At 48.7% G+C, this 24,945-nt stretch carries 21 protein-coding genes and 1 pseudogene; 11 read left to right on the forward strand and 11 right to left on the reverse strand.

Going from position 1 to position 24,945, the window contains the following annotated elements:
- Positions 1-210: 210 nt before the first annotated feature.
- The 4 genes from NDI45_RS11370 to NDI45_RS11385 form a co-directional block, all read right to left on the reverse strand.
- On the reverse strand, positions 211-1,380 hold the full coding sequence (locus NDI45_RS11370) for an HNH endonuclease domain-containing protein (protein ID WP_348247389.1): 1,170 nt from the start codon (positions 1,378-1,380) through the stop codon (positions 211-213).
- 78 nt (positions 1,381-1,458) lie between these two features.
- A complete protein-coding gene (locus NDI45_RS11375) occupies positions 1,459-2,091 on the reverse strand; it encodes a hypothetical protein (RefSeq protein WP_190790451.1) in 633 nt (210 codons plus the stop codon).
- An 81-nt stretch (positions 2,092-2,172) separates the two neighbouring features.
- Positions 2,173-2,863 (reverse strand): IS1 family transposase gene (locus tag NDI45_RS11380; RefSeq protein WP_348247390.1). Its coding sequence is split into 2 segments (ribosomal slippage): positions 2,173-2,533 and positions 2,532-2,863, totalling 693 coding nucleotides; the frame shifts between segments, so codons are not numbered across the junction.
- A 46-nt stretch (positions 2,864-2,909) separates the two neighbouring features.
- Positions 2,910-3,074: a hypothetical protein gene (locus tag NDI45_RS11385; RefSeq protein WP_190790450.1), complete on the reverse strand. Its 165-nt coding sequence runs from the start codon at positions 3,072-3,074 to the stop codon at positions 2,910-2,912.
- 684 nt (positions 3,075-3,758) lie between these two features.
- Here NDI45_RS11385 and NDI45_RS11390 point away from each other — a divergent pair.
- The gene (locus NDI45_RS11390; RefSeq protein ID WP_190790449.1) at positions 3,759-4,118 is read left to right on the forward strand and encodes a hypothetical protein; all 360 of its coding nucleotides are present in this window, start codon (positions 3,759-3,761) and stop codon (positions 4,116-4,118) included.
- Between the two features lie 149 nt (positions 4,119-4,267).
- Here the strand turns inward: NDI45_RS11390 and NDI45_RS11395 are convergent, their stop codons facing one another.
- The 4 genes from NDI45_RS11395 to NDI45_RS11410 all read right to left on the reverse strand — a co-directional run bounded on the left by NDI45_RS11395 (position 4,268) and on the right by NDI45_RS11410 (position 6,311).
- Positions 4,268-4,651, reverse strand: coding sequence for a site-specific integrase (locus NDI45_RS11395; protein WP_348247391.1), 384 nt, complete (start codon positions 4,649-4,651; stop codon positions 4,268-4,270).
- A 264-nt stretch (positions 4,652-4,915) separates the two neighbouring features.
- Positions 4,916-5,641: a hypothetical protein gene (locus NDI45_RS11400; RefSeq protein WP_348247392.1), complete on the reverse strand. Its 726-nt coding sequence runs from the start codon at positions 5,639-5,641 to the stop codon at positions 4,916-4,918.
- Between the two features lie 8 nt (positions 5,642-5,649).
- Positions 5,650-6,141 (reverse strand): hypothetical protein, encoded by a 492-nt coding sequence (locus NDI45_RS11405; protein ID WP_348247393.1) that lies wholly within the window; start codon positions 6,139-6,141, stop codon positions 5,650-5,652.
- Complete coding sequence (locus NDI45_RS11410; RefSeq protein WP_348247394.1) at positions 6,141-6,311, reverse strand: DUF4058 family protein; 171 nt, start codon at positions 6,309-6,311, stop codon at positions 6,141-6,143. Before NDI45_RS11410 ends, NDI45_RS11405 begins: the two co-directional genes overlap by 1 nt.
- A 157-nt stretch (positions 6,312-6,468) precedes the next feature.
- Between NDI45_RS11410 and NDI45_RS11415 the strand changes: the two genes are divergently transcribed.
- Positions 6,469-6,672 carry a hypothetical protein gene (locus NDI45_RS11415; RefSeq protein ID WP_348247395.1) on the forward strand — a complete coding sequence of 68 codons (204 nt, stop codon included), beginning with the start codon at positions 6,469-6,471 and terminating at the stop codon, positions 6,670-6,672.
- Positions 6,673-6,678: 6 nt separating this feature from the next.
- On the opposite strand, the gene NDI45_RS11420 is transcribed toward NDI45_RS11415, so the two are convergent.
- Complete coding sequence (locus tag NDI45_RS11420; protein ID WP_190790728.1) at positions 6,679-8,388, reverse strand: hypothetical protein; 1,710 nt, start codon at positions 8,386-8,388, stop codon at positions 6,679-6,681.
- 1,331 nt (positions 8,389-9,719) lie between these two features.
- Here NDI45_RS11420 and NDI45_RS11425 point away from each other — a divergent pair.
- Positions 9,720-13,283 carry an alkaline phosphatase gene (locus tag NDI45_RS11425; protein WP_348247396.1) on the forward strand — a complete coding sequence of 1,188 codons (3,564 nt, stop codon included), beginning with the start codon at positions 9,720-9,722 and terminating at the stop codon, positions 13,281-13,283.
- Positions 13,284-13,560: 277 nt separating this feature from the next.
- Here the strand turns inward: NDI45_RS11425 and NDI45_RS11430 are convergent, their stop codons facing one another.
- Complete coding sequence (locus NDI45_RS11430; RefSeq protein WP_348247397.1) at positions 13,561-14,958, reverse strand: ATP-binding protein; 1,398 nt, start codon at positions 14,956-14,958, stop codon at positions 13,561-13,563.
- 133 nt (positions 14,959-15,091) lie between these two features.
- Here NDI45_RS11430 and NDI45_RS11435 point away from each other — a divergent pair, with 133 nt between their 5' ends.
- The 6 genes from NDI45_RS11435 (at position 15,092) to NDI45_RS11460 (ending at position 21,293) form a co-directional block, all read left to right on the forward strand.
- A complete protein-coding gene (locus tag NDI45_RS11435; protein WP_348247398.1) occupies positions 15,092-15,784 on the forward strand; it encodes a response regulator transcription factor in 693 nt (230 codons plus the stop codon).
- A gap of 255 nt (positions 15,785-16,039) precedes the next feature.
- Positions 16,040-18,817, forward strand: coding sequence for a cation-transporting P-type ATPase (locus NDI45_RS11440; RefSeq protein WP_348247399.1), 2,778 nt, complete (start codon positions 16,040-16,042; stop codon positions 18,815-18,817).
- 19 nt (positions 18,818-18,836) lie between these two features.
- Entirely contained in the window at positions 18,837-19,043 is a 207-nt protein-coding gene (locus NDI45_RS11445; RefSeq protein WP_348247400.1) for a hypothetical protein, read from the forward strand.
- 54 nt (positions 19,044-19,097) lie between these two features.
- Positions 19,098-20,288, forward strand: coding sequence for a 2OG-Fe(II) oxygenase (locus tag NDI45_RS11450; RefSeq protein WP_348247401.1), 1,191 nt, complete (start codon positions 19,098-19,100; stop codon positions 20,286-20,288).
- 10 nt (positions 20,289-20,298) lie between these two features.
- Complete coding sequence (locus NDI45_RS11455; RefSeq protein ID WP_348247402.1) at positions 20,299-20,598, forward strand: hypothetical protein; 300 nt, start codon at positions 20,299-20,301, stop codon at positions 20,596-20,598.
- A 563-nt stretch (positions 20,599-21,161) separates the two neighbouring features.
- On the forward strand, positions 21,162-21,293 hold the full coding sequence (locus NDI45_RS11460; protein WP_348247403.1) for a hypothetical protein: 132 nt from the start codon (positions 21,162-21,164) through the stop codon (positions 21,291-21,293).
- Between the two features lie 125 nt (positions 21,294-21,418).
- Here the strand turns inward: NDI45_RS11460 and NDI45_RS11465 are convergent, their stop codons facing one another.
- A complete protein-coding gene (locus NDI45_RS11465) occupies positions 21,419-22,438 on the reverse strand; it encodes a DUF389 domain-containing protein (protein WP_190794922.1) in 1,020 nt (339 codons plus the stop codon).
- Positions 22,439-22,572: 134 nt separating this feature from the next.
- Between NDI45_RS11465 and NDI45_RS11470 the strand changes: the two genes are divergently transcribed.
- Positions 22,573-24,135 carry a Na+/H+ antiporter gene (locus NDI45_RS11470; protein WP_348247404.1) on the forward strand — a complete coding sequence of 521 codons (1,563 nt, stop codon included), beginning with the start codon at positions 22,573-22,575 and terminating at the stop codon, positions 24,133-24,135.
- A 454-nt stretch (positions 24,136-24,589) separates the two neighbouring features.
- Positions 24,590-24,945: pseudogene (locus tag NDI45_RS11475) on the forward strand (TIGR00341 family protein); the annotation flags it as partial.

Here is a 24,945-nt window from a genome sequence, read left to right on the forward strand (position 1 = left end):
TGCCATGCTCACACCGTTTTTGCAAGCCCTTTGTCTGAAACTGGCACACTCCCACTTATTTATGTAGGAGGTCCAGTCAAGTTTTCTCGATCACATCCCCAATTCGATCTGCTTTCCCTTCTACTATATTTTTCTACTATGCTTCACAAATAATCCAAGTTAGGCTTGATCACTTTGCTACGTTAGGCATTCCAAATAGACTGCTAAATCTCAGTCAAACCTTGCTAAATTTCTTGATCGCCCTATCTGCTCAATCAAATCAACCACCCGATCGACAATTACACCTGCCGCCACCCCTCGCCCCACCGAGCGCCCCGTCGTAAACCGTAGCCTCACATCCTCCTGTAATGCTTGGGACAGCGTAGCCGACAAGCCATACCGTTCATAGTCCCATTCCAGTGACGATTGAGCCGCAAACAGTTTTTCCGCATTGGGTAACCGATCGCGCTTCACATGACGATTAAAGCTAGGGTCAGAGGGAATCAGATTCCACATTTCATTAATGGGATAAACTGACAGCGGCAGCAGATGATCCAGGTCGTAGGCAGTTCCCTGCGCAATTCGCTTATCTGTCCAGGGGCAGCGGAGTTCCTGACCTTCCAGCAGCAAGATTTCGATCTGGTTGTTCTCCCAAGTCAGAGGTCGGCGGTTATCAGGGCGATCGGTGAGCAGGTTGTAAATCTCGCCTCGGCTCACGGGCTGATGGGACTGAGATACTCGCTCTGTGAATAGACACCACTCATAAATACACAGAGCCTCAACCCACAATGACATCGCCTGAAAGGTTTGCCAAAGTTCAGCCGTAATCATCAGGCACACACCCTGCGCCTCTGTCCCTGGCACTGCTACGACGCGACTGCTCAACTCCCGATAAGCAGCAGGTTTCTCAAAAATCGTCCAATTGCCCGGCCCCGCATACTGAATCGGCATTTTGATCGTTTTGGCGATCGTCGTCAAAGTCTTCTGATAGGCAGTTATCAGCGCAGTGGGGTAGGTCGATAGCTTTCGTGGGATTCGCAGTTCATGAATCACCAGAAACCCATCGGCTGCCTGAGATAGCCCCCCGGTATGTTCTTCCCACTGCCGTCGAAATTCCGTCAGAGCAGGGCGAAACTCCACGTCGTTGCGAAGCCCGCCGTCGCGTTGTGCCCTTTGTCCCTGAGCGATCGGTTGATCCAAAGCGACAAAGCCCCAATAGTAAGCAACCCAATACTCAGCAAGGAGACGTAGGGGAACGGCAACATCTTGGCGATAGCTACCCAGATCCGGAAATGACAGCATAACATCGTTGATAGCCCGCAGTAGCGCAATCTTGTAGCTCGTGACTTTGCTATCGTGCCGGAGGATTGTGCTGATGACCTGACTTGAGGCAATATCCATTGATCGCACAATTGTTCTTGGGTTCAATTGTTCTTGGGTTTATGGGTCGTTACTTAGCTTGTCCTGTGAGTCGTGTTGTTACTGACCAGATCTCAAATGAACAACGATTTTTTCTAAGGTATGAACAATAGAGCGATCGGGCAAGCCGTCACGTTTAGCCGTATCCTTCAGCTCAAAACACGGTTTCAGTAGTTCGTAGTTGTTTTGGATAGGAATTCCACGCCCACCACAAGGACGTTTAGCAAGAACATTTCCTAGTTGAATTTGAGTTCCGTCCTGCAAAGGGAGCACAATTTTGCCGAATACTTTTTCGTGATGGGTAAGAATGGCATCAAGAAATTCATTAGAAGCCTGAATTAATTCAGGATTAGCACTGCGATATCCGTGAATGAGGCGCTGCCTAAGGGATTCGATCAAATCCAGGTTTGACAGCACTCTTGCTACGATGCCTGGTTGCTCAGAGAGTTCTACTCCTGTTACTCCCTTAAAGCACCTTTTATAAATTTTTTGAGTTGAAATTTTTCTAGTTCCAATTGCCAAATAAGCATCTGCAATGCGCCAACCCCTTAATCGTGTAGCAACTGCTAGCATTCGAGTGCGGTATGCCTCCCAAGTGATCCAGTACAAAGCAAAAGTATGAATGCCTGCGGGAGAAGCTTCGTAAGAGGCTTGTGCTTGCATTAGGAGAGAGCCGATTTCTGATGGATTCATGCTTTGAGAGAAGCTCTGATTGTCATATTTCCTCTTTCAGCGATGGCTTCTAAAAATGGCGTTGCTTATTAAGGGTATGACTCAACAAGGCACCGGAACATCGTGGAACTTGAGATAGTGCTGTAACAACCGAATTGAGTGTGCCAGCATTTCTACTGGCTTGGAATAGCACAACGTTTTGCGATGCAATCGCGCCAGATAATGTCGCAACCTTGTGTTTTCACCTTCAATTCTGGTCATATACGTCTTGCTCACAATTTGGTCGCCCGCGTCAATAAACTGGGGATACACCTTCCATCCATCAGTCACGTAGAAATAACAACTCCATTGCTTCGCAATCGCCCAGAGGGGTCGGAACGTTTCAGCACTGTGGTCACCCAACCTCCAACCTAAAATTCCTGCTTGGAAGTGGTCAACCACTGTCCAGAGCCAAATCTTGTTTTTTTGAGCCAATAAAGGTTTCTAATTCATCAAGTTCCGCGACTTGGGGCGTTGATTCTGGTTCGTAGGCATCAGGCAACCGTTCCCCGACTTGTTTGACCCAAGTGATGATTGTGGTGTGATGAACTCCTTTAACACGCTCAATCGCACGGAATCCCATGCCATTGACGTACAGTTTGAGGCACTCCCGTTTCACTTCGTCACTGTAGCCTTTGTGGGCTTCATAGCGATCAACAAATTGACGCTTGCAATCGACACAGATGTGATTTTGTTTACCCTTCTTGATGCCGTTTTTACGAATGTGAGTCGAGCCGCACTCCGGACATTGCATGAAAACCAACCCTAATTCATACTCTAATTATGCAACGCCCTAAAAATCAGTGAGGTTCATGCTGGTCGATTGCCTCCTGTAGCTCAGCAGCCTCAATCCTTCCCTGCTCAAAGTCCATCAACAAATGGTAAAGCTCTATCACTTTATTTCCTTCAATTGCCCCAGTCAGCAGCAGATGTTCGATCGCCTTAGCCAATTGTTCTACTGTCATAGCCTAACCCCCTAACACTACTTTCCTAACTCACCCGTCTCAAAGCTAGTTCCAGCCGCTTCACAAACTCAGATTGCCGATCGTAGGTCAAGACCTGGAATACATCGGGTAGACGAAGAATTCATTCGATACAGTGAGTTTCTACTTAACAAAGATTGGATAGATACCCCGATCGAAGTTCGCTGTGCGAGAATACTGTCAGGATTTCATACGTGGTGCCGTGAGGTGCCTGGCGCAGAACTTACGGGCTAACCCATCAATGGAGCGGACAGCACAAGATGCCTAGAGCAAGTTCAATCTCATCTGCTGCCGCTCATCTCAATCGTTACCACCTCTACAATCGCCGAAGATGACTAAATTCGGCAATGTTGAATTCTCTTGTCTTTCTGCAGCGTATTGTTGATAGGAGCTTCTGCGATCGCGCCAGGAAATTTTAGTATCTATTTTTGGCAAAGTGACGATTTGCGGTGTGACAGTAGACAGTGTCTCCGAAGCGACAGTTATTGAAACAATGACTAATGGGCTACCCAACTCTAGAGAATCTATCCAAAATTACAAGGACGCAGCAGGGCTATATGAATTAGGCGCAAGTCCGATATTCCAGACTTGCGCCTAATCGCCTTTGTATAGTTACGGAACAAAAGCACACTGCTGCGCGACGTTACCACCAATTGAGGAGGAACAATGAACAACACGACCTATCGATTTGCCGCTGGCGTCGCGATCGCGGCAGCCCTTAGTCTGATCTGGCTCAGTCTCGGTGCCGGCATTATCGGCAAGGATGGCGACCCTGCTAACCTGATGTATTTCGGGGTGCTCGCCGTTGGGATCATCGGCTCCTTTATCGCGCGGTTCCGACCCCGTGGCATGTCCCGTGCGCTGTTTGCTACAGCGCTCGCTCAGACGTCAGTCGCTACGATTGCACTGACCGCCCGGTTGGGCTACCCCTGGAGCGGACCGCTAGAACTTACTGCCCTGAATGGATTTTTTGTCGCACTGTTTGTCGGGTCGGCGTGGCTGTTCCGTCGTGCCGCGCGTGGGTGAACCGAACGAGATGGGACACTGCCGACTGCTCACCTCGACCATTAACTCTTCTCATCACTATCCTCGCCGATCGCCTTGAGATACGCCTCAGCCGCCGCCTGCTTAAACACCCCTTTCGCGTACCGCTGAAACACCCGATCCGTTCCGGATCAGCGAAGCTGCACGCTCTTGATCCCCATCAACTCCTTACCAAACAGTGGGTCAACCCCGCGCCGCGTCACCTCCGTTCCAAACGTATGGCGGAAGCGGTGTGGATTAATGTCTTCCACTCCGGCAACTGCTCCCAGCTTTCGCACCATTTTGTGCAGCCCCTTGTAGCCTAACCGCTGCCTCTTATTCTTCGGGTCCTGCGCTAGAAACATCGGACTCTCCGGTATCGGTTCAAATACGCCTCCCTGCTGCTGTCGCCACTCTAAATAGGCTTCCAGGTACGATCGCGCCTCCCTGCTCAATGGCACCTCACTCACGTTCTGTCCCTTGGCACGCTGTTGCTGGTGTAGCAGTTCACCAAATTCTTTCGGCTTTCTTGCCATGATGGTTCGTTTTATCAGGAAATTTCATATTTTAACGCAAGGGCCTAGATGCAAATACCTGATCTATCCTAAAGGTTAGCAGTGCAGGAGCGATCGTGCCGTTTGATCAACCCCTTTCAAACCTACAGATCACTCAGATCGCTCGCAGCGGTTAATCTAGGAACCTCAAGATTGACGCGACGAGGAATTGCAAAATAGGCTGTCTAAGCCGACTTCTAACCAGGGGCCTGAGGGCATACTGCGAAAGGGGAGTAACAGACGCATTTAACAGCCGACTAGAACCCAAATCTGCTCGGTTTCGTAGAATTTGCCCCGCTGCTCGATTGTAAACCCGCCTAGCAGCAATGCAAGCCACAATTGCACCAATGGCATCCGCACCATTTGCTGAAGCTGCACCAGCGGGATGGTTGCAATCTGGTGCTTCCGCAAGCACTGGGCGATCGCTTCAGTCCAGGTCGAAACATCTTCATCATGCGCAATGCCCATTGCCTGATTAAAAGCTTCTACCTCGGTTAAACCGGGAGCCTGGCTCATCTGCTCATCTAATGCCTGCAACAATGCAGCTTGGTCTAACTCCCCTATCACTGACCCCATTTCGTCCGATTGCTCCGCAATTTCCCAAAGGGGTAATCGCTCCTGCTGCTCTCGCATCTTTCTAGGCAAACGCTCGATCGGTTCAATGAACTGCTCAAAATCAACCTCCATCGTTTGCCGCACATAGCGATCGAAGGCATCTAAGGGCATGACGGAACCTTCCTCACTGGCAGTCGCCTCCAACTCTTCAAACGCGAGTACGGATCGTTTCTGAAACACCTGCACAATCTGGGCGATCGCTTCTGCTGCCATCTGCAACTGCCCAGCGGTATCCAGGTTGGTCAGAGCACTTTCCAGGACATCAAGTAATTGCTGCAAATTCGCCTCGTCCGGCGCGATCGTCGCCTCCTTCAACATCTCCCAAAACGGCAATTCCAGTTGCTCGATTGGTTTCATCTCAGCCCTCACGCCTGTAATGGACAAGGACGAATCGAACACAAATTTGGATCAAGCCGAGTGAGGCTAGCAAACTTCTTGATGCCGTATCGCTCCTCCAGCACATTCAGCATTTTGCCCACATAAGTATGCACTTGGCTGGGAACCATGCCTGCACAGTGAACCGGAGGAACGATCGCCACTTTCTCTTGCCCCTGCCAAATCTCAGCCGCAATTGCGTGAACTGGAGTGTCGGTTCCTGCGCTGCGATACACTACCAACACGCCGAATACCAATTGATTGAGCGGCTCAAATTCGACCTGGATTTCTTTAAGTCCGGCTTCCTTGCGTTTGCGGCTGCGCGTTTGATTGATACGACCGCGATTGCGAGCATACGATCTGCGACTATAGCAAACTGACGGATTCCAGCAGCCATCCCCTGCCTCACCATGCAGCTTCTGCGCCTGCTCTGCCGACAGCATGGCACACTTGCAGCACTTCTCAGGCAACATCTTCGCCATTAGCCACCTTGCAGGGGTGCTAGCAAGGCAATGCCCCATTGCTGATCTGCTTGGGGGAGGGCAGGCGGGGGAATCGGTTGGCGATAATCGCTCCGAGTTATATAGCGAGCACGCTTAAAGAACTGGCTAAAGGTTTTCTGTAAAGGTACAACTGGCTCGATCGCATGCATGACGCCAACCGCTTGTATTGTCTTGATTGTACTCTAACCCCAGATTGTCTTCTGATAAAGGGATGCTTCAGTCCCACTATGTCTTTAGCGATTATGTCTTTAGCGATCTGACAACCGAGGTAAAGCAGGAGAAGGTACCCCAGCCATAGTCTCAAGAATGCAGCTCATCATTCGGGAGGCAAAGCATGACAGTGTGGGTGAGGTTCCCTTGACGCGGTCGGCAAGAGCGGATGTAGATGCTTATGTGCAGCAGCGTCAAGCTCAGACCGCAGCGATCGGAAAGGAACTCTCACCGCAAAGTCTGCGATTCGTCTCGAACTCGAACCGGAGTAGGGGAAGGCTGCTGACGTACTGGGGGTGAGAATCTTCAATTCGCTGAGGAGATAGACTGCGTCGCTTGCAAGGCTTGCCCTAACACCTCAGCTGCTCTTTCCCGATCGGAGGTGCCAAACAGTCCTGCAACCTTATCCTGCAGCTGCATCATGAACCGTTGAATTGTTCCTTGTGCCTCAGCTTGCGGTTCAGCATAAGCACGAGCGATCGCAATGAGTGCCTGTGCTCGATCGACCGGATCAACGATGGATTGAGCCGTTTGCAAAGCGGCATCGAACTGCTTCTGCTGGGCAAACCCCTGTACCACTGAGGGCAGTAGCCATGCGATTCCTTCACTTTGAGCAAGCTGCATTGCCCGCTCTGGTTGCCCCGACTGAGCATAACCCTGCACAAGGTCTGGCGTGAATCCCTCCAGCTTGCCAGCCTGAACAAGTTGCAGTGCCTGTTCGGGCTGTCCTGCATCAAGATACCCGACTGCCACTTCCGACAAAATGCCTTTGACCTGCTGTGCCTGGACAATCTGCCATGCCTGGTCTGGCTGCTTTTGCTGCAAATAGTGTCTGACGATGCCAATCATCGCGCCGTTGCGATTGGGGTTGGACTGCGCCAGCTTGATCGCCGCTTCCAGATTGCCTGCCTCTGCATGGGCGATCGCAATATTTCCCAATGTCCCCTGTCGTGCGCTGGCGGGCTGAATCTCCTGAACAATCTGCATGGCTCGCTCGAAGTCGCCGATCTTGGCATAGCCCACTGCGGCTTGACCCAGCGCATCTGCATCAGCTCGACCTCGTCGGGCATTATTAGGGGCAATGGCTCTAGCAAACTGGTAAGCCTCTGCCAGTGTCGCCACTGCTTTGTCGTTCAAACCCAACTGCTGGTAGAGAAGCGCCGCATCAACAAGCTGAATCGCTTTGTCAAGGGGGAACGAGTCAGCGGGGCGGCTGCGAATTTTTGGGAGGGTTTGATCCAGGACGGCGATCGCCTGATCATTTGCGCCTAGCTCAGTAAACTGTCGTGCCGTCCAAAGGAGAGCGTGTCTCTGCAATGAAGCCGTTTCAGGGTTCTCGGTATCCAGCGCTGCCGAACTGGTGATTGCCTGTTCCAGTACCGCCTTTGCAGGTTCAGGGTGTCCTGCCAGAGCCAGCTTCATGCCCATGTTGTTTAACGTTTGCGTTTGGTAGTAGGCATCGTCAATTTTTTGCGCTTGGGCGATCGCTTCCTTCAGTAACTTATCCGCTCGCTGAGATTGTCCTGCTTCCAGCAAATCAGCTGCAATTTCTGACAGGGTAAGTGGATCGCCCATCCCACTGCCGAGCGCGATCGCTAACTCAAATTGTCCTGCTTCGGCAAATTCCCCAGCCCGATTCATTAACGATTCGGTTGGAGACGTGGCGCTGCCGCTACATGCGGTTGCCGCTTGAGTGCGGGCAGTCTCGATCGCCTCTGCAACCCATCGCTTGCCTTCTGCCTCCTGTCCAACCAGCAAATAGCTGCCTGCTACTTTTGCCAGAGAATTTGCCTTAAAGCAGGGTTGCATTGCCGCCGCTGCCTCCAGTGCTTGCTCGGAAACAGCAACGGCCTCTTGCGAATCACCAAGTTTTGCATATTGAAAGGCAATGTCTGATAGCAATCTGGCTTTCAGATCTGGAGCAGGCAGGGCAACCGCTTTCTCCGGGGTGAGAATCCCAAGAACGGGCAGGGCTACCAGGAGGAGAAGCTTGACACAAAGCACGTTAGATTTCATAGTGGCTCGACGGGGATAGGGAATTTGAGTAACTGGCTATCATTCGGCAATGCACCCCGATCGTGAAACAATGTTGCGGCTCACTTCACTCCCAATGGAGACGGTAAGGTTCACCCTTTGATTCTGAATGATGCTCGGAACAAAGAGAAAAGCCATCGAATCAACCTTAAGAACAGCTACAAGGTAAGACTGGAGCAGGCAACATTAAGAGTGAATGCCCCAAGGCTCGCGTAGGCATAATCTTCTAGCCCAGCCTTGCCCCAACCACTTGGAGTGAACCGCCTTCCGCATTTCGCAAAGGTTATGGGAAAGCCTGCTCTTTGCTCTCCAAACTTGCACTGTCCCGCTTGGCAGGGCTGAGTGCCAGTACAGAGGGTGTCACAATGAGCGGGCTGCTTGTAGCGCAGAAAGGTGATTGTCAAGCCCACTGCCATTAAGATGATGAAGGGAATCTTGATTCCTCTATAAGCTAAAGGGTTACTGCTTGCCATCAGGGCTGAATCGAAGATCTGATCCAGCTATCAGTAACTTAGTGCTACGAAACCTAAACGTACCTGATTCAACCTCAACTCTTCATCGGTTTTCATCTTAAGCGGTCAATTCACAAAGTTTTGCTCAGTAGAGAGTTGAGGCGTTGACGGCAGTGAAATGCATCAGTTACCATTACATCTTCCCTCCAGCAACCCTGGCAACGTCCTCTTGTAGCAATGCACTTGCCTCTACATCCCTTGAGCATCTGCTTGAAACTACTACAGCCTGCGGTATTGCTCTATAGTCACCTCTAAAGACGTGACGAGTTTCCTTTGTCTTCCTCTGCTAACAGGCGATCTTCTCAGCTCGCAGTGACTGAAGCAATATTGGGCTTAGTCTATCAACCACTGGATCTGGCAGTTTCGAACATACGAGTTCGAACATACGAGCTGCCCAGTTGCAAATTCCAGGCGTGACAATGATTTCTTCCACAATATTTGTCCTTCTATACTTGTCCCTCTAAAATATTTGTTCCCCTATCTGTCTTTGGAAATAGATTATTTTGTTTAGTCGTTTCTTAATTAATTGTAAAGTAACACCTTAAACCTGTATTAATCTTTTTGTTGAATTCTATTATCTGGCGAGCTTAATCAGTTTGCTGTAAAAGCATCTACCTAGTCTTGATTTTGAAACGTCGTAAACTGATCTCTGAATTAATTTGGTTGAAAATTCTTTCCAAGCATCAGTTTTCATCCCCTAATCTAGGGTTTTGTTAAACCATTTCCATTCTTGCCGACGTGTTCCTTCGGGTAACACAACGATCCCTTGTGCTTTTCAACTTGCTAACGCTCTGAGGTTTTATGACGAACGGTAATCACGTTATTTTCCTTCACCCTGACGGTACGAGCCCCTCTCACTATGCAGCGGCACGATTTGTCTCTCAAGGACCGGACGGCAGGCTTAACTGGGATCGATTAGAAAATGCAGGTGTTTATTTAGGACACATGGAGGACCAGCTTACTGGAACCTCTAATGCAGGAGCAGTTACCCACGCGACGGGAACGAAGGTTTACGCAGAATCTTTTGGTCTCAATCAAGACGGCTCTCCGGTAGTTGCCCGATCGGGTAGGGTGGGTCAAACGATTGTTGAAGAAGCGATCGCAGCCAATAAAGTCACGGCTCTCGTGCAATCCGGTGCAATTATTGAACCGGGAACGGCTGCCTTTGTGGCTCAGGTCGGCGAAACGACGATCGATGATCGACGGGTTCCTCCTCGTCAACGGCAGGCAGACATTGCCAGAGAAGTGATTTTATCTGGAGTTGATTTCATTCTGGCGGGCGGCGAAATTAACTTGCTGCCTGTAGGAACGGATGGTTTTCATGGCAATGCTGCTACATTGGATGCCATTAGCACTAATCCGCTCAATCGCCCTACTGAAAACCTGATTGAACTGGCAAAGAGTCAAGGATACACGGTTGTTTATACCCGTGATCAACTGTTTGAGTTATTAGATGCAAACAAGTACGCTACGACACCAACGAAGGTATTGGGGGTGTTTGCGGCAGAGGATACGTTTAACGATGTCACAGAAGAAGTGTTGGGGTTAAATACTGACAACCCTCGCCCGCTCTTTGTTCCAACTGCACCCACGATCGGTGAGATGTTGGAAGTAACGCAACAACTAGTCGAGCGTCATCCTAACTTTAATAATGGTTCGATCACGATTCTGGAAGAAGAGGGTACTGATAACTTCGGCAACAACAACAATGCTTCGGGTGTCGTAGAAGCAGCAATTCGAGCCGATCAAGCGATCGGGGTTGCCCTTGATTTTGTTGAACGAAATCCCAACACGCTGATTTTAACGGCAGCAGATAGTGATGCAGGCGGGTTAGAAGTGGTCGATCGAGATGATCCGACTGCTCCGGTAGGTACGATCGGTGTGAATCCTAATCCTGAACCGCGCCAAAATCTTTTAGACGGTACGAAGGGAACAAACACAACCCCTTTTATTGCCGCTCCTGATGCCAATGGGGATGTTTTTCCGTTTGCGGTGGGTTGGGTCGGTACGCCGGATGTGCCGGGTTCGATCGTTAGCAAGGCACATGGTTTGAATGCCGAAAAACTGCCATCTACGGTAGACAACACAGGGATGTACGAATTGATGTACGAAACCCTGTTTGATGCAGAATTGCCCTCACGAGTTGAGCCTCCGATTCCTGCTCCTGAAGCAACTCGCACGACGGGAAATGTAATTTTCATTCACCCCGATGGCACGAGTCCTTCTCACTACATGGCTTTGCGTAACACTGATCTGGGTCCTGATGGCAGGCTCAATTGGGACATGATGAGCAATGCTGGAGTCTACCTGGGACACATGGAAGACCAGCTTACCGGAACGTCAAATGCCGGAGCCGTGACCCACGCCAATGGGGTGAAGGTGTTCTCAGAGTCCTTTGGGCTAGAAGAGGACAATACTGAGGTGATTCCGCTGTCGGGCAACCGGGGCAAAACGATTTTAGAGGAGGCGATCGAAGCGGGTAAAGCGACGGCATTGATCCAGTCGGGTCAATTAGCAGAGCCGGGAACGGCTGCTTTTGCGGCTGAAACAACAAATCGTCAGGGCAATAACATTCGGGCACGAGATAAGTACGCTGAAATCATTGAGCAGGTGATTCGCTCTGGAACGGACGTGATCATGGGCGGCGGGGAACTCTATATGCTGCCGATCGGCACAACTGGATTTCACGTCACGGCTGAAATCGATGCTTCAGAAATCCGCCCAGAACGTCGTCCAACGATTAACCTGATTGAACTGGCAGAATCCCTCGGCTACACCGTGGTTTACACCGAGGAGCAGATGAATGCAACTGTCAATGGTGCAAATCCGCCTGAAAAACTGTTAGGTGTGTTTGCGGCAGAGGATACTTTCTTTGACGTTCCTGAAGAAAGATTGGGACTCAATACCGCCGATCCGCAACCGCTCTATGTGGAAACGGCTCCGACTGTAGCTGAAATGCTGGATGCCAGCTTGAAGATTGTCAACCGCGACCCGGATGGCTTCTTTGTGGTGCTGGAAGAAGAGGGAACCGACAACTTTGCCAACAACAATAATGCTGTTGGAACAGTCGAAGCGGCTCGACGGGCAGATGCGGCGATCGGCGTGGCGATGGACTATGTGAATACTCAAGACCCCAATACTATGATCGTGACGGCGGCAGACAGTGATGCAGGGGGGCTGGAGCTTGTTCAGTTTGCGCCCTACACTCGTCCAACCGGGAACTTTGATGCCAGCAACCCTGAGCTTGCAGCATCGCAGCCGGAAGTTCCTTTCGTCAACAGTAATGGGAATAATCCAAACTACCTGGATGGCATTAATGGCAGCACTGCCAGCCCTGAAAATCCCTGGCGATCGTTCCCCTCTCAACCAAGCTTAGATGGTCCGCTAGGCAACTTTGCGGTCGGTTGGGTTGGCACTCCCGACTTTCCAGGTAGCATTGTGTCAAAAACCTATGGCTTAAATGCTGACATTCTGCCCAGCACGCTTGATAACACTGAAATTTACCGGATGATGTATCAATCCCTGTTTGGGATTCGGCTGCAAAATCCCTTGAATGTTCAAGATCAGCAGGGCGTAACGCAAATCGGATTGGGAGAAGGCGCACAGATCAGTAACTTTGGCGGTGTGGGTCGGGGAACGAGTCCCTCTGAGGAAACGATCGCTGAAGTCGATACGCTTCAGTTTACCGGGGAAGGTTTAACGGCTCGTAACCTGCTGCTCACGCAGAGCGGTGAAGACCTAGTCATCACTTTTGAGGGGGTTAACAATGTTCGAGCTGTCCTGCCTGACTTTGATCTGGAGAATCTAGATAACTTATCCCTGGAGGGAAGTGGAGGCGGAAAAATTGGCAATCTTATCTTCAACGGGGAAGATGCTGTCAGTGATAGCTTTGATGTGATCAATGCTGATGCCGATGTCGATACGGTATTGAACTCGAATACGGTCACTTTCCTTAACGATCGCAGTAACCGCACTGCTGGATTGAATGGTTCTAATGATGTAATCAATGCGCTTGGTGGTAATGATTACATTGAGGGATTGGGTGGTGATGATTTATTGCGAGGTGCTACAGGGAATGACACTTTGGATGGCGGTACAGGAGATGATTTATTAACGGGCGGCGATGGCAAGGACATCTTTAGGCTGGCGATCGGAGAAGGCACAGATACCATTACCGACTTCAGCAGCGAAGATGATTTGTTGAGCCTGAGCGGACTTACCTTTGAACAGCTAACTCTGGTTCAGGGAAGCGGCGATCAGAGCGCAAATGCCTTTGTGCAGGCGGCAGGCAGTAGTGAAGTGCTGGCAGTTCTGGCAGGTATTCAAGCCAGCACCCTCAGCAACAACAACTTTGTGCTTGCTTAATTGCGATTGCGTCTGAAGAAGTCTGCTCAATTTTGAGTGCGTTAAGGTTCCAGTGATCTGATTGAAGATGACTGGAACCTTGTCTTTTGGCCTGATGCAATTTTGAGCGTATAAACGATCAGTAAGTAGTGTTTTACCTATATTGATGGTTGCTGGTTAGCCAAAGAGACCAAACTCGTAACGATTGATGTACAGGCTTTGCTCCTTCTTCTTTATTTTCCTAAATGCCTTCTGAGCTACCTTGCTGCTCAATTTTCTGCCTCAAGGTTTTCGATCGTCATGGCAGAAAACCAACTTTATCAGGCTGGGATATTCTAATCGTAAATGTTGTACCTATATCAACTTGGCTCTCTAACAACAGCTTACCTTGATGCAAGTCTAAACATCTTTTAACCACTGCCATACCCAAACCACTTCCAGGTGCGCTGCCAACATTTCTGCCTCGGCAAAAGGGTTCAAAGATAGTTGCTTGTTCTTCTTCAGGAATGCCAATCCCTTGATCTCTGATTTCAAAAATTACAGCATTAGGTTCACAAATGACCGTGAAATTGATCGAAGACTCTGGAGGAGAATATTTAATTGCATTAGATAATAAATTGCTGAGAATTGAGTAAATGAGTTTCTCATCTAAATAAGCATAGGTACGAGTACCGTACTTGTGAAACTTAATTGTTCTTGGCTGTTCGCTAAAAAGTTGAATATCTTCAACCAGATTTAAACAAAGAAACTGTACTTCCAGAAGTTCTGGTTTGCACTGCAATTTTCCAGCATCTGCCCTTGCTAAAGTCAGGATATCGTTTAGGAGCTGGGTCATTAATTTAGCAGACGCCTGTATCTGAAGCAGGTTCTTTAATTTACTAGGCTCAACCAATCTTTTCAAATTTTCCTGAAGTAATTGCGCTGATCCCACGATGACACTGAGAGGAGTTCGAAACTCATGCGAAACCATCGAGAAAAATTGCAGCTTCAGTTCACCCAATTCTTTCTCCTGCGCCAGCTTCTGCTGAATTTGCTCTGATTGTTGACGCTTAAACATCTGGCGATAGAGCAGAATATAAACACCCAGAAGCCCTACAAATGCCAGAATAGTTCCCAGATTTTCGATCGCCATTCTCACCTGTGAGTTTGCCTGAGATTGCTCGACCTGGCTCTGCAAAAGCTGCTCCTCCTCGTTCTGTAGCTCAGTAATGATTCGACGAATTTGTGCCTGGTTCTGGTTGGTCTGCGCTACCCAAGGATTTTCAGCGGAAAGCAGAATGGGCTGTTCGTAGAGTGCTGCTGATTCCTCAAGCAGGGTTTGTCGCTGCTGAATAAGTGTTTCTAGCAGGTTGAGCCTTTGTTGTTGAGCAGGCGTATCGGATAAGGGCTGTCGCAGTTTCTCTAATTGGAAGGTGAGATTCTGCATGGCTTGATGGTAGGCATCCAGCTCTGTTCGATCGCCTAACAAAAAATACCGCCAACGTCGAGCTTCGCTATCAGTTAGCGTTTCAGAAACGCTAGTTAAAGCAGTGAGGAGGTCGCTTGTTTGTTTGACCTGGGCGGCACTGTGAATGAGTTGGGTTGCATTTTGATAGGAGATTAAATTAATCAGCCCCAAGAGCAGCAGTGCCAGACAAAAGGATGCTGTGATCCATTTGCGTTCCATTGACCATTTCAGCACACTGAACGTCACCATAGCAGCCTGAAAGATTTACTGAGAAATTTACAATAGAGTAGGAGAAAGGCGATCCCGCAGGGCTGCGGACATTGGTGCCCGATCGCTGTTCTCCTGAATATGCCTTATCTCAGATCCCAAGTCTAAGACCTCAATGCGTATTTTGGTTGTGGAAGACGATTTGCGAATTGCTAATATGCTGGCGGAAGCCTTTACAAACCGTCAGTATAAAGTCGATGTGGCAGAGGATGGTGAAGCTGCGTGGGATTGGGTAAATACTCAGGATTACGACCTGATTGTATTGGATCTAACGCTGCCCAAGGTGGACGGTCTCCGCTTCTGTCAACAGCTTCGAGCCAGAGGAGCCGCAGCGCGAAATGCCGCAATTCCAGTCATGATGCTCACGGCGCGAGATATGATCGCAGACAAAATCATTGGGCTGGATGCCGGAGCCGATGACTACATGGTCAAGCCGTTTGACCTAGATGAACTGATGGCGCGAACTCGTGCCCTGCTGCGGCGGGGAAGTCCTAATGTCAATCCTACGCTGACTTGGGGCGAACTTCAGTTAAATCCAGCAACCTGTGAAGTCACTTACCGTGACACGCCTCTGAATTTAACGCCGAAAGAATTCGCGCTGCTGGAACTGCTGATTTCCAACGGTCGGCGTGTCATGAGTCGCCCAATTATTATCGAAAAACTCTGGACGCGGGAAGAATTACCCACCGAAGAAGCGGTCAAAACCCATGTTAGAACCCTCCGTCAGAAATTGAGAGCGGCAGATGCACCCGATGATCTGATCGAAACGGTGCATGGCATGGGCTACCGGCTCAAACAGTTTCCCTGAAAGCAGTTCTCCTGAAAAGAGCAATCCCCCCGAAATCCCTCCGATTTCCTTCTGGCATCCTGACTTTGAGTTGGTAGTCTTTGGGTAGCACAGTGCTACAGGGGCGGACGTAAGTTCCTCCCTCGCTAGTCCGTTGCACTCCTTACAGCTTCTTACGTAACAAGAAGCATTACCCCATCCAGAACTTTGGGACTACTCCTCCCTGAAGTTCTGGAATTTTCCTCATTCACAAGTGAAACTTCCTCTCCAAAGGCTATGCAAATCATTGTGAATCACGCTTCAACGACTGCAACTTATCACGATCGATCGGGTAAAGATGTTGCCCGATTGCTCGAAAGTCATGCTGAGCGTGGGCTGGCTAAACGGGAAGTCACTCAACGGCGCAGACATTACGGTCTAAATGAGCTGGCAGCAAAGCCCGGAAAACCTGCCTGGTTGCGGTTTCTGCTGCAGTTTAATCAGGCGTTGCTCTACATTCTGCTGATTGCCGGAGCGATTAAAGCTTTCCTGGGATCATGGACAAATGCGATCGTCATCTGGGGCGTGACGCTGATTAACGCCATTATTGGCTATTTGCAGGAGTCAAAAGCAGAAGGGGCGATCGCTGCTCTGGCAAAAGTGGTGACCACAGAAGCAACCGTGGTCCGAGAGGGAAAAAGGCAGATAATTCCTTCACAGGAATTGGTTCCGGGCGATTTAGTTCTGCTGACTTCAGGAGACAAGGTTCCGGCAGATTTGCGATTGTTGCGTGTGCGCGGCTTACAAATTGATGAATCGGCGCTGACCGGGGAATCGGTTCCTGTTGAGAAAGACATTCAGCCGCTGGGCAGCAATACACCTTTGGCAGAACGCACGAACATGGCGTATGCAGGTAGCTTCGTTACCTTTGGGCAGGGTAGTGGTGTCGTGGTGGCGACTGGAAATAAAACAGAAGTGGGGCAGATTTCACAATCGCTGAACAATAGCCACAGCCTGAGTACGCCGCTCACACGCAAGTTCGCCAAGTTTAGCCAAACCCTGCTGTATATCATTCTGTCTGTGGCATCCCTCACGTTTTTTGTGGGGTTAGGGCAAGGACGCTCCTGGGCAGAAATGTTTGAAGCGGCGGTAGCTCTGGCAGTCAGTGCCATTCCTGAAGGACTTCCGGCAGTGGTGACGGTGACACTGGCGATCGGAGTAAATCGCATGGCACGTCGACACGCCATTATTCGCAAACTGCCTGCGGTTGAAACGCTGGGCGGTGCAACGGTCATTTGCTCGGATAAAACCGGAACGCTGACTGAAAATCAGATGACGGTGCAGGCAATCTATGCAGCCGGACAGCGTTATTTAGTAAGCGGCGTGGGATACAACTCGGAAGGAGAAATTCAACCTGTCACAGAAGAGGCGATCGCGAATGAGCGTCTTCCGTCTGTTGTAGGTTCTCCAAACCATACTGCCTTAGAAGACTGTCTGATTGCGGGTATTTTGTGTAACGATAGCCATCTGGAATGGAAAGAGGATCACTGGTCAGTCATCGGCGATCCAACGGAAGGAGCGTTGATTGTGGCTGCCCAAAAAGCAGGCATAAACCAATCCAAGCTCAATGAGTTGCTACCTCGCCTGGATGTCATCCCGTTTGAATCGCAGTATCAATATATGGCAACGCTGCATCATGGGGCGGATAGGAAAACGACGGGTGGCAATATTATTGGCAATATTATTTACGTCAAAGGTTCGCTGGAAGCCATACTGCGTCGATGCCAGAAGATGCGCGATGCATCAGGGCATGATATGCCGCTGTATCAGGGGCTTCTGGGCGTTGAAACAGAGCGTTTGGCAGAACAGGGATTACGAGTGCTGGCTTTTGCCGAAAAAACAGTGCCCAAGCAGCAGACGACGCTGGATCACGCAGACCTGAACAGTGGACTCACGTTTCTCGGTTTGCAGGGTATGATTGATCCTCCTCGCGCGGAAGCGATCGCCGCAGTGAAGGCCTGTCAGGCAGCGGGAATTCAGGTGAAGATGATCACCGGAGACCATTTAACCACTGCAACTGCAATTGCCGATCGCATCGGGCTTCAGAGCAAAGGTAACCTGTTTGGGTTTACCGGACAGCAGCTCGCAGAAATGAACGATTCTGAACTATCGCAGGCGGTTGAATCTGGCTCCGTGTTTGCCAGAGTTGCTCCGGCGCAAAAGCTGCGCCTGGTTGAAGCATTGCAATCGAAAGGTGAAATTGTGGCAATGACGGGAGATGGAGTGAACGATGCCCCTGCCCTGAAGCAAGCCGATATTGGAATTGCAATGGGCAAAGGGGGAACCGATGTTGCCAGAGAAGCAGCGGATATGCTGCTCACTGACGATAACTTTGCCTCAATCGAAGCAGCCGTTGAAGAAGGACGTACTGTTTATCAGAACCTGCGAAAGGCGATCGCCTTTATTCTGCCCGTCAATGGTGGCGAGTCGATGACGATCCTCATCAGTGCCCTGCTTGCTAGAGATCAACCCATTCTCTCGATCCAGGTGCTTTGGCTGAACATGGTCAACTCTGTTGCTATGACGGTTCCCCTTGCTTTTGAACCCAAAACCGATCGCACAATGGCAAAGCCACCCCGCGATCCAAGAGAGCCTTTGCTATCGGGCAAACTGTTTCAGCGCATTGCTACGGTTTCGGTCTTCAACTGGATTTTAATCTTCGGAATGTTTGAGTGGGCACGACGCACGACGGGAGATATTGCAGTTGCCCGGACAATGGCAATTCAGGCATTAGTTGCCGGACGAATTGTGTATTTGCTGAGTGTCAGCCATTTAGGTCGGGCAATCGTGGATAAATTTCAGGGCCGGAATACTTCAATACGTGATGCCTGGGCGATCGGTCTTGGCATTTTAGGTGCAATCGTTCTACAAGTTCTATTCAGCCAGTGGAGTGTAATGAATGTCCTCTTTGCAACAGCTCCCCTCAGCCTCACGCAATGGTTAATTTGTCTTATTCCAATAATCCCGATGCTCTTCTTGACCGTATTTGTCGATCGTCTTGACCCAACAGAATAAGGAATTGAAGGATCGAACAATGCCTCAAATTCACGCTGATTCAAATTTTGAAAACCACCCTTTCTACATTGGATTGGAAGTTAATCGACTGCCTGAGCTTTGTGAACCCTATGAGCTTGATGAAGATGCTTTAGAACAAATTCTCGAACCAGCAAACGTATTGAAGAACGAATCAAAGTTAGAATCTACCCCACCTGTTCTAGATTCTGAGAATCCTTGCTTGTAGGGAGTATTTGAATTCCTTTCAAAATTGGATCGAGTCAATTCCTCTGTTGCCTTTATGACATTTCTCGCCACAGGTGATCCAGTTCCCTGGTTCACAGCTTCCTCCAGTTCCAACCCTGCCTATCACTTTGGTGCAGTAGGTGGTTATCGGATTATCCTTTCTTTCCTTGGTCGCTTTAGTAACCAATCCTGCGCTAAGGTTCTACAGGATTTTGCGGCACTACAGCCACAGCTTGAACAATACGAAGTTCCATTCTTTGGAGTCACAATTAATCCAGAAGATATCGTTCTGAAAGAGTTAATCAAGATTCCGTCCTATTTCAAACTAATCTGGGATTTCGATCGCTTCGTCAGCTTACGATATGGCGTACTGCCAGATGAGTCCAATCCAGATTTCTATCGCCCAGCAACTCTGGTCCTCGATGAGAATCTTCATGTTCTCAAGGTGTTTCCCCTAGAGAATCCTGAAAGCCATGTTGCTGATGTATTTCGCTTTATCGAAAGTCTTCCAGTACCAGAGCCAGCAATGATGGCGGTCAGGCAGGCTCCCGTCCTTTTCATCCCCGATGTAATCGATCCAGAATTCTGTGAATTTCTGATTCATCTTTATCAAGCCAACGGAGGAAGAAATTCAGGCTTTATGCGGCAGATTGATGGCAAAACAGTAGAAGTTTTGGACGCCGATTTTAAGCAGCGTAAGGACTTTCATATTACTGATACAGCCCATCTACAAGCCATTAATGATTTAATCTTGCGGCGGGTAAAACCAGAAATTGAGAAAGCCTTTCAATTTAGTATTACTCGATTTGAACGTTACCTTGTCGCTTGCTACGATGCTGAAACACAAGGTTTCTTTAACCGCCATCGGGACAATACGACCAAAGGCACTGCCCATCGTCGCTTTGCTATGACAATCAACCTGAATACGGGAAATTATACGGGTGGCTGTCTTCGTTTTCCAGAATACGGTAATCGCCTCTACCGTCCTCGAGTGGGCGAAGCCGTCATCTTTTCCTGTTCGCTGCTGCATGAAGTGACGCCTGTGTTAAGCGGAAAACGGTTTGCCTTATTATCCTTTTTCTATAACGATGAGGATGCTAAAATTCGCGATCGCAATCAAAAGTATGTTGTCCTTAACTCAGAGCAGCAGACCAACAGTGATAAAAAGCAAGAATCTCAAGTAAAGTCGCTTGGGTTCCAGGGTAACTCCCAATCCAGATATCGCAAAAAGCGTCGTAAATCGTAAAGCAGATGCTATGCCAAAACATCATATTGTCATTACTGGGACTGGTCGTGCTGGAACAACATTTCTAGTTCGGCTATTTACAGCTTTAGGTCTTGATACTGGATTTGATGACTTTACATCAGCCGTTCACCCAAACTGCAATGCTGGGATGGAGTGGGATATTCATCAGGAAAATGTACCCTACATCATAAAGAATCCGTGGTTGTGTGATTACCTTGATAAGGTTCTAGAAAGCACTGATACTGTCATTAATTACGCGATTGTCCCTGTTCAAGACCTCTTTCGGCAGTGGAAAGGCAGCGAGACGTAGCACGAAGAAGTGACGCTTCCCTTTATCCAGAAGGAATTTATGGAGGTCTTTAGCACACATTTGACCCATAGCAACAGGAAACCGTATTAGCCAATCAACTCTACAAGATTGTCTATACAATTGCAAAGCATGATGTTCCCCTGACATTATTATATTTTCCCAGGTTAGCCAATGACCCAGAGTATCTTTTTGAAAAGATTAAATTCATGCTGGATGGAATAGAGCCATGAAAAATTCTTAGAAATATTTTTGAAAGTAGTGCGTTCAGAGCTAGTTCATGAATTTCGTCGAGAACCTATATAGCAACGTGATTAGAATAGAGCCGATAGAGCAGAATTAAAGGATTGCAAATTTTTAAAAAATATATTCTTACTTTAAAAACGAAACGGTTATGACAATAAGCAAGTCAAGTGGATGAAATTTTGAGGCTAGTGATAGAACTTCCGGACGAAGATGCATAATTAAGTAAGCGATTAAAATTTAAATGTAATAGCGTATTAGAAACATAATTATGAATATCCTTGCTTGGATTATTTTGGGTTTTATTGATTGAGGGTAGTATTATGAGTATCATCCAGACAGGAACACTACAGCTTGCTGCCGCCAGTTTGAGCATTCCTGGAATTATCGTGGCGATTATCGGAGCAATGATTGCAATCTTTATCTGGGAATCACTGAGCCGTCGTTGTGTTTAAACTTCAGGGCTTCTGTTATAGGATGCCAATAAGTACCGCTATTTCTCATAACTCACCGCACACTCCTGGCTTGGCAGAAGTCGGGGGTTTCTTTAGCAATTTAGTTTTACAGCCCAGTATGAATACTAATACTCCCGTTGATTAAGCGAATCAAAGGTTTCTCGCTGAACTTCCTCGACCTGTCCCACCACAAAAATGAGCGTAAACGGCTGTCCCATTTCACGCTGCAAAAACTCCTCCAGCAAGGCAACCTGTTTGGGAGTAATGGGTTCTTTAGCACGTACATTGAGCCTAACTTCGGGCGGGGTGGTGTGCCAGTTGGTTCTGCTGGTCAGGAGTTCGACTCGTTGAAAGGTAATGGTGCGATTGAGCAATGTCTGCCGGATGGTGGCTTCGAGATGTGCCTGTCTTACTAGTCTGCTAGAGCTAATACCCAGCGGCAGCAGCAAAATGGCGGTAAATGCCAGCGCACAGGTTAACGGTTTATGGGCATTGCGAAATGAAGCATAGCCTGTGAGCAGAAAAGTCAACATACAGGAGAGCATGATCCCCAGTAGATTTGTTGCATAGAGCAGGGTTGCTCCCTGGCTGAGTGACCAGTTTGCCTGAGATAACCCCAAACCCATCACACAAATTGGCGGCATTAGGGCAACCGCGATCGCTGTTCCTGCCAGACTTCCTGAAATCTTGGGCTGCACCTTTGCATAACCGCTAATGCCTCCCGCGACAATTGCCACCCCCAGATCGAGCAGCGTCGGCTCCGATCGTGCCCAAACTTCGCTGCCAAAATTTTCGATGCCGACCAGCCATCCTACACTGTAGGCGAGAGCGACTGCCAGTAAAGTTCCGGCAATAATTGCGATTGCGCCTTGCCGAAGCAAGATGACGTCTCCTCGAAGCGCACCAAAAGCTAAGCCACGAATAGGCAGCATGAGCGGAGCAATAATCATTGCGCCAATAATGACGGCAGTGCTGTTTGCTAACAAGCCAAAAGTGGCAATCAGGCATGAACTCACGATTAAAATCAGATAGGATAGGTCAGGCGTAGATTCCTTTAGTATCTCGGTTTGAAGCTGCTGGAGCGGAACTAGAGCTTCGCCTCGACTTCTAAAATTCCTGAACCGATGTTTAATTCCTTTCGACATCTGCTCCTCCTCAAGCCACAAAATTCTAGAAGTAACGAGATGCGGATTTCTGACAGCATCCTACCTTAAGACTGTGGCAGTTATTTGATAATAGTTTGAAGAGATTAGGTTGGTTAAAAAAATTAAGGTAAAGTATGGCAATTGATCCAGCGATGGCTGAAATGACGATCGAGACCAATCTGAAGCAGTTTTTGCTGGTGCTGTCCGTCTCCCTAAGTGTGGCAACGCTGCCCCGTGTGTTTAGCTGGTTTCGGCGCATTCCTTACACTTTGCTGCTGGTGATTGTCGGTTTAGGGCTAGCGTTTGTCGACGTACGGTTAGTCGATCTGTCGCCTGCCTTGATCCTGTCTATCTTTTTGCCGCCGCTGCTGTTTGAAGCTGCCTGGAATATTAGATGGCCGGAATTGAAGGAGCAAGCCTTGCCCATTTGCCTGTTTGCGGTGCTAGGAGTTGTAATTGCAATCGTTGGCATTGCGCTGGGGCTGAATTGGTTTGCAGGGGTTTCGCTCACAACTGCTCTACTGCTGGGAGCCAGTTTGTCTGCGACCGACCCTGTTTCAGTAATTGCGTTATTTCGAGAGTTGGGGGTGGGAAGCCGTCTTAGCATCGTCATGGAAGGCGAAAGCCTCTTCAATGATGGCATCGCGGTTGTCGCATTTAGTTTTCTGGTTGCCCTGCCGCTTGGAACAGCGGATTTGAGCGTTCAATCGGCGGTGCTTCAGTTTATGCGTGTTATGGGTATTGGCATTGCAGGCGGCAGCCTGATTGGATTTGGCATCTCCTATTTGACACAGCGGTTTGATCTGCCGCTAGTGGAACAGTCGCTAACACTGGTTTCTGCCTATGGCACTTATTTGATTGTTGATGATCTGGGTGGTTCTGGGGTAATTGGAGTCGTGACGACCGGATTAATTTTAGGCAACTTTGGTTCTCGCATTGGCATGAATCCCCGCACTCGAATTATTGTTAGCGAGTTTTGGGAGTTTCTCGCCTTTTTCGTAAACTCGATTGTTTTTCTACTGATTGGTGATCAGATTCGCTTCGATATCCTGGGACAAAACCTGGGCACGATCGTCATTACCCTCGTTGCGATGATTGTGACACGAGCAATCTCCATCTATGGTTTAAGCGCAATCAGCAATCGCTTCACCCAATCCAAAATTATGCTACCTGAACAAACAGTTTTGCTCTGGGGTGGACTGCGGGGGTCTGTATCGATCGCCCTGGCATTAAGTGTTCCTGTGATTCTGCCTGCTCGAGAAGAAATCATTGCCACAGTGTTTGGGGTCGTGCTATTCACGCTGTTAGTGCAGGGACTCACGGTTCAGCCACTGCTGCAGAAGCTAAATTTATTGGGTGATCAGCCCTTACGTCAGCAGTTCCAGGAAACAGTCGCTCGTTTAGCCGCTATGAAACGGGTTTTGCAGCAGCTAGGTCAGCCAGAAAATCGCCCTGCCATTGAGCCGGAGTTTTACCGTTATCAGGAGGCTCTGATTAATGGCGAAATCGAACGATTGACCGCAGAAATCGATACCTTACAGGACGAAAATCCAGACCTCCGCATCTTTGCAGCAGAACAATTTAAGCAGGAACTGCTGGCGATTGAAGCAGATACTTATGCTGAGTTGGTTCGCACAGGCAGACTCAACCGGGAACTGTCTTCTCTTCTTCAGGAGGATTCATCAGAGGAAGTTTAAAGGGTTACTGAATATAACCTTGATCAGGATCAGAAGTAGATACAGCAAATTCAGAGGGTGTAATTGGTGTACCTCGCTGCCGAGCATAAACCTTGGTGAACGCGGCTGGAACATAGCTGTGTTTCATTGAGCAGTAGAGCGATTCTTCGAGTTGAATAAAGTAGTGTTGTGCAAATTGACAAATCTGCACCCGTTAAGGCATAGAGTCTGTAACGAATAAGGAAATTAAATATTTTCCTTAGAATAAGAGCGTACCCTTAGAAGGTGGAGAAATTGTGCAGAAATTTAGTGAAATCTGTTAGTCCTAAAACTCATCTATCAGTAGCAAGGGATTGAATTTAAACGAAATGAACTGTCATCCTCTCCATTATCAAAAAACATGCCTCTACAATCTTCCCTTAGCTAGAGATCGAATTTCTTAGCAGTACGGGATGGTTAGTAGCAGGAGGGTATTATGCGGCAACTTATCGTTCAGGTTCCACAGGGACACGGCAAGGATGTCCTGAATATTGCCAAAGATCATCAGGGCGTGAATCTGGTTCAGATTGAAGCGAATAGCCTCGATCATGCCCTGGATTTAGTGATTGTGTATATTTCTAACCGCAGAGTTGAAGATTTTCTCAGACAATTGGAAAGTTTGCCGGATGTCCATATTACCCTGCTGCCTTCTGGGGTCATGGCACTCCATCCACCTAGCAATCAAGCTGCAGAACAGGTTACGAATGTTGAGCCTCGTAGTCCGGTGGAAGTTTTTTTGTCGGGATTACAAAGCGTTGGCTCCTGGAAGGGCTTTTTAGGGTATGCTGCCCT

Origin of the sequence: Leptolyngbya sp. GB1-A1, assembly GCF_039962475.1 — a bacterium.
GTDB lineage: Bacteria > Cyanobacteriota > Cyanobacteriia > Elainellales > Elainellaceae > Leptolyngbya_A.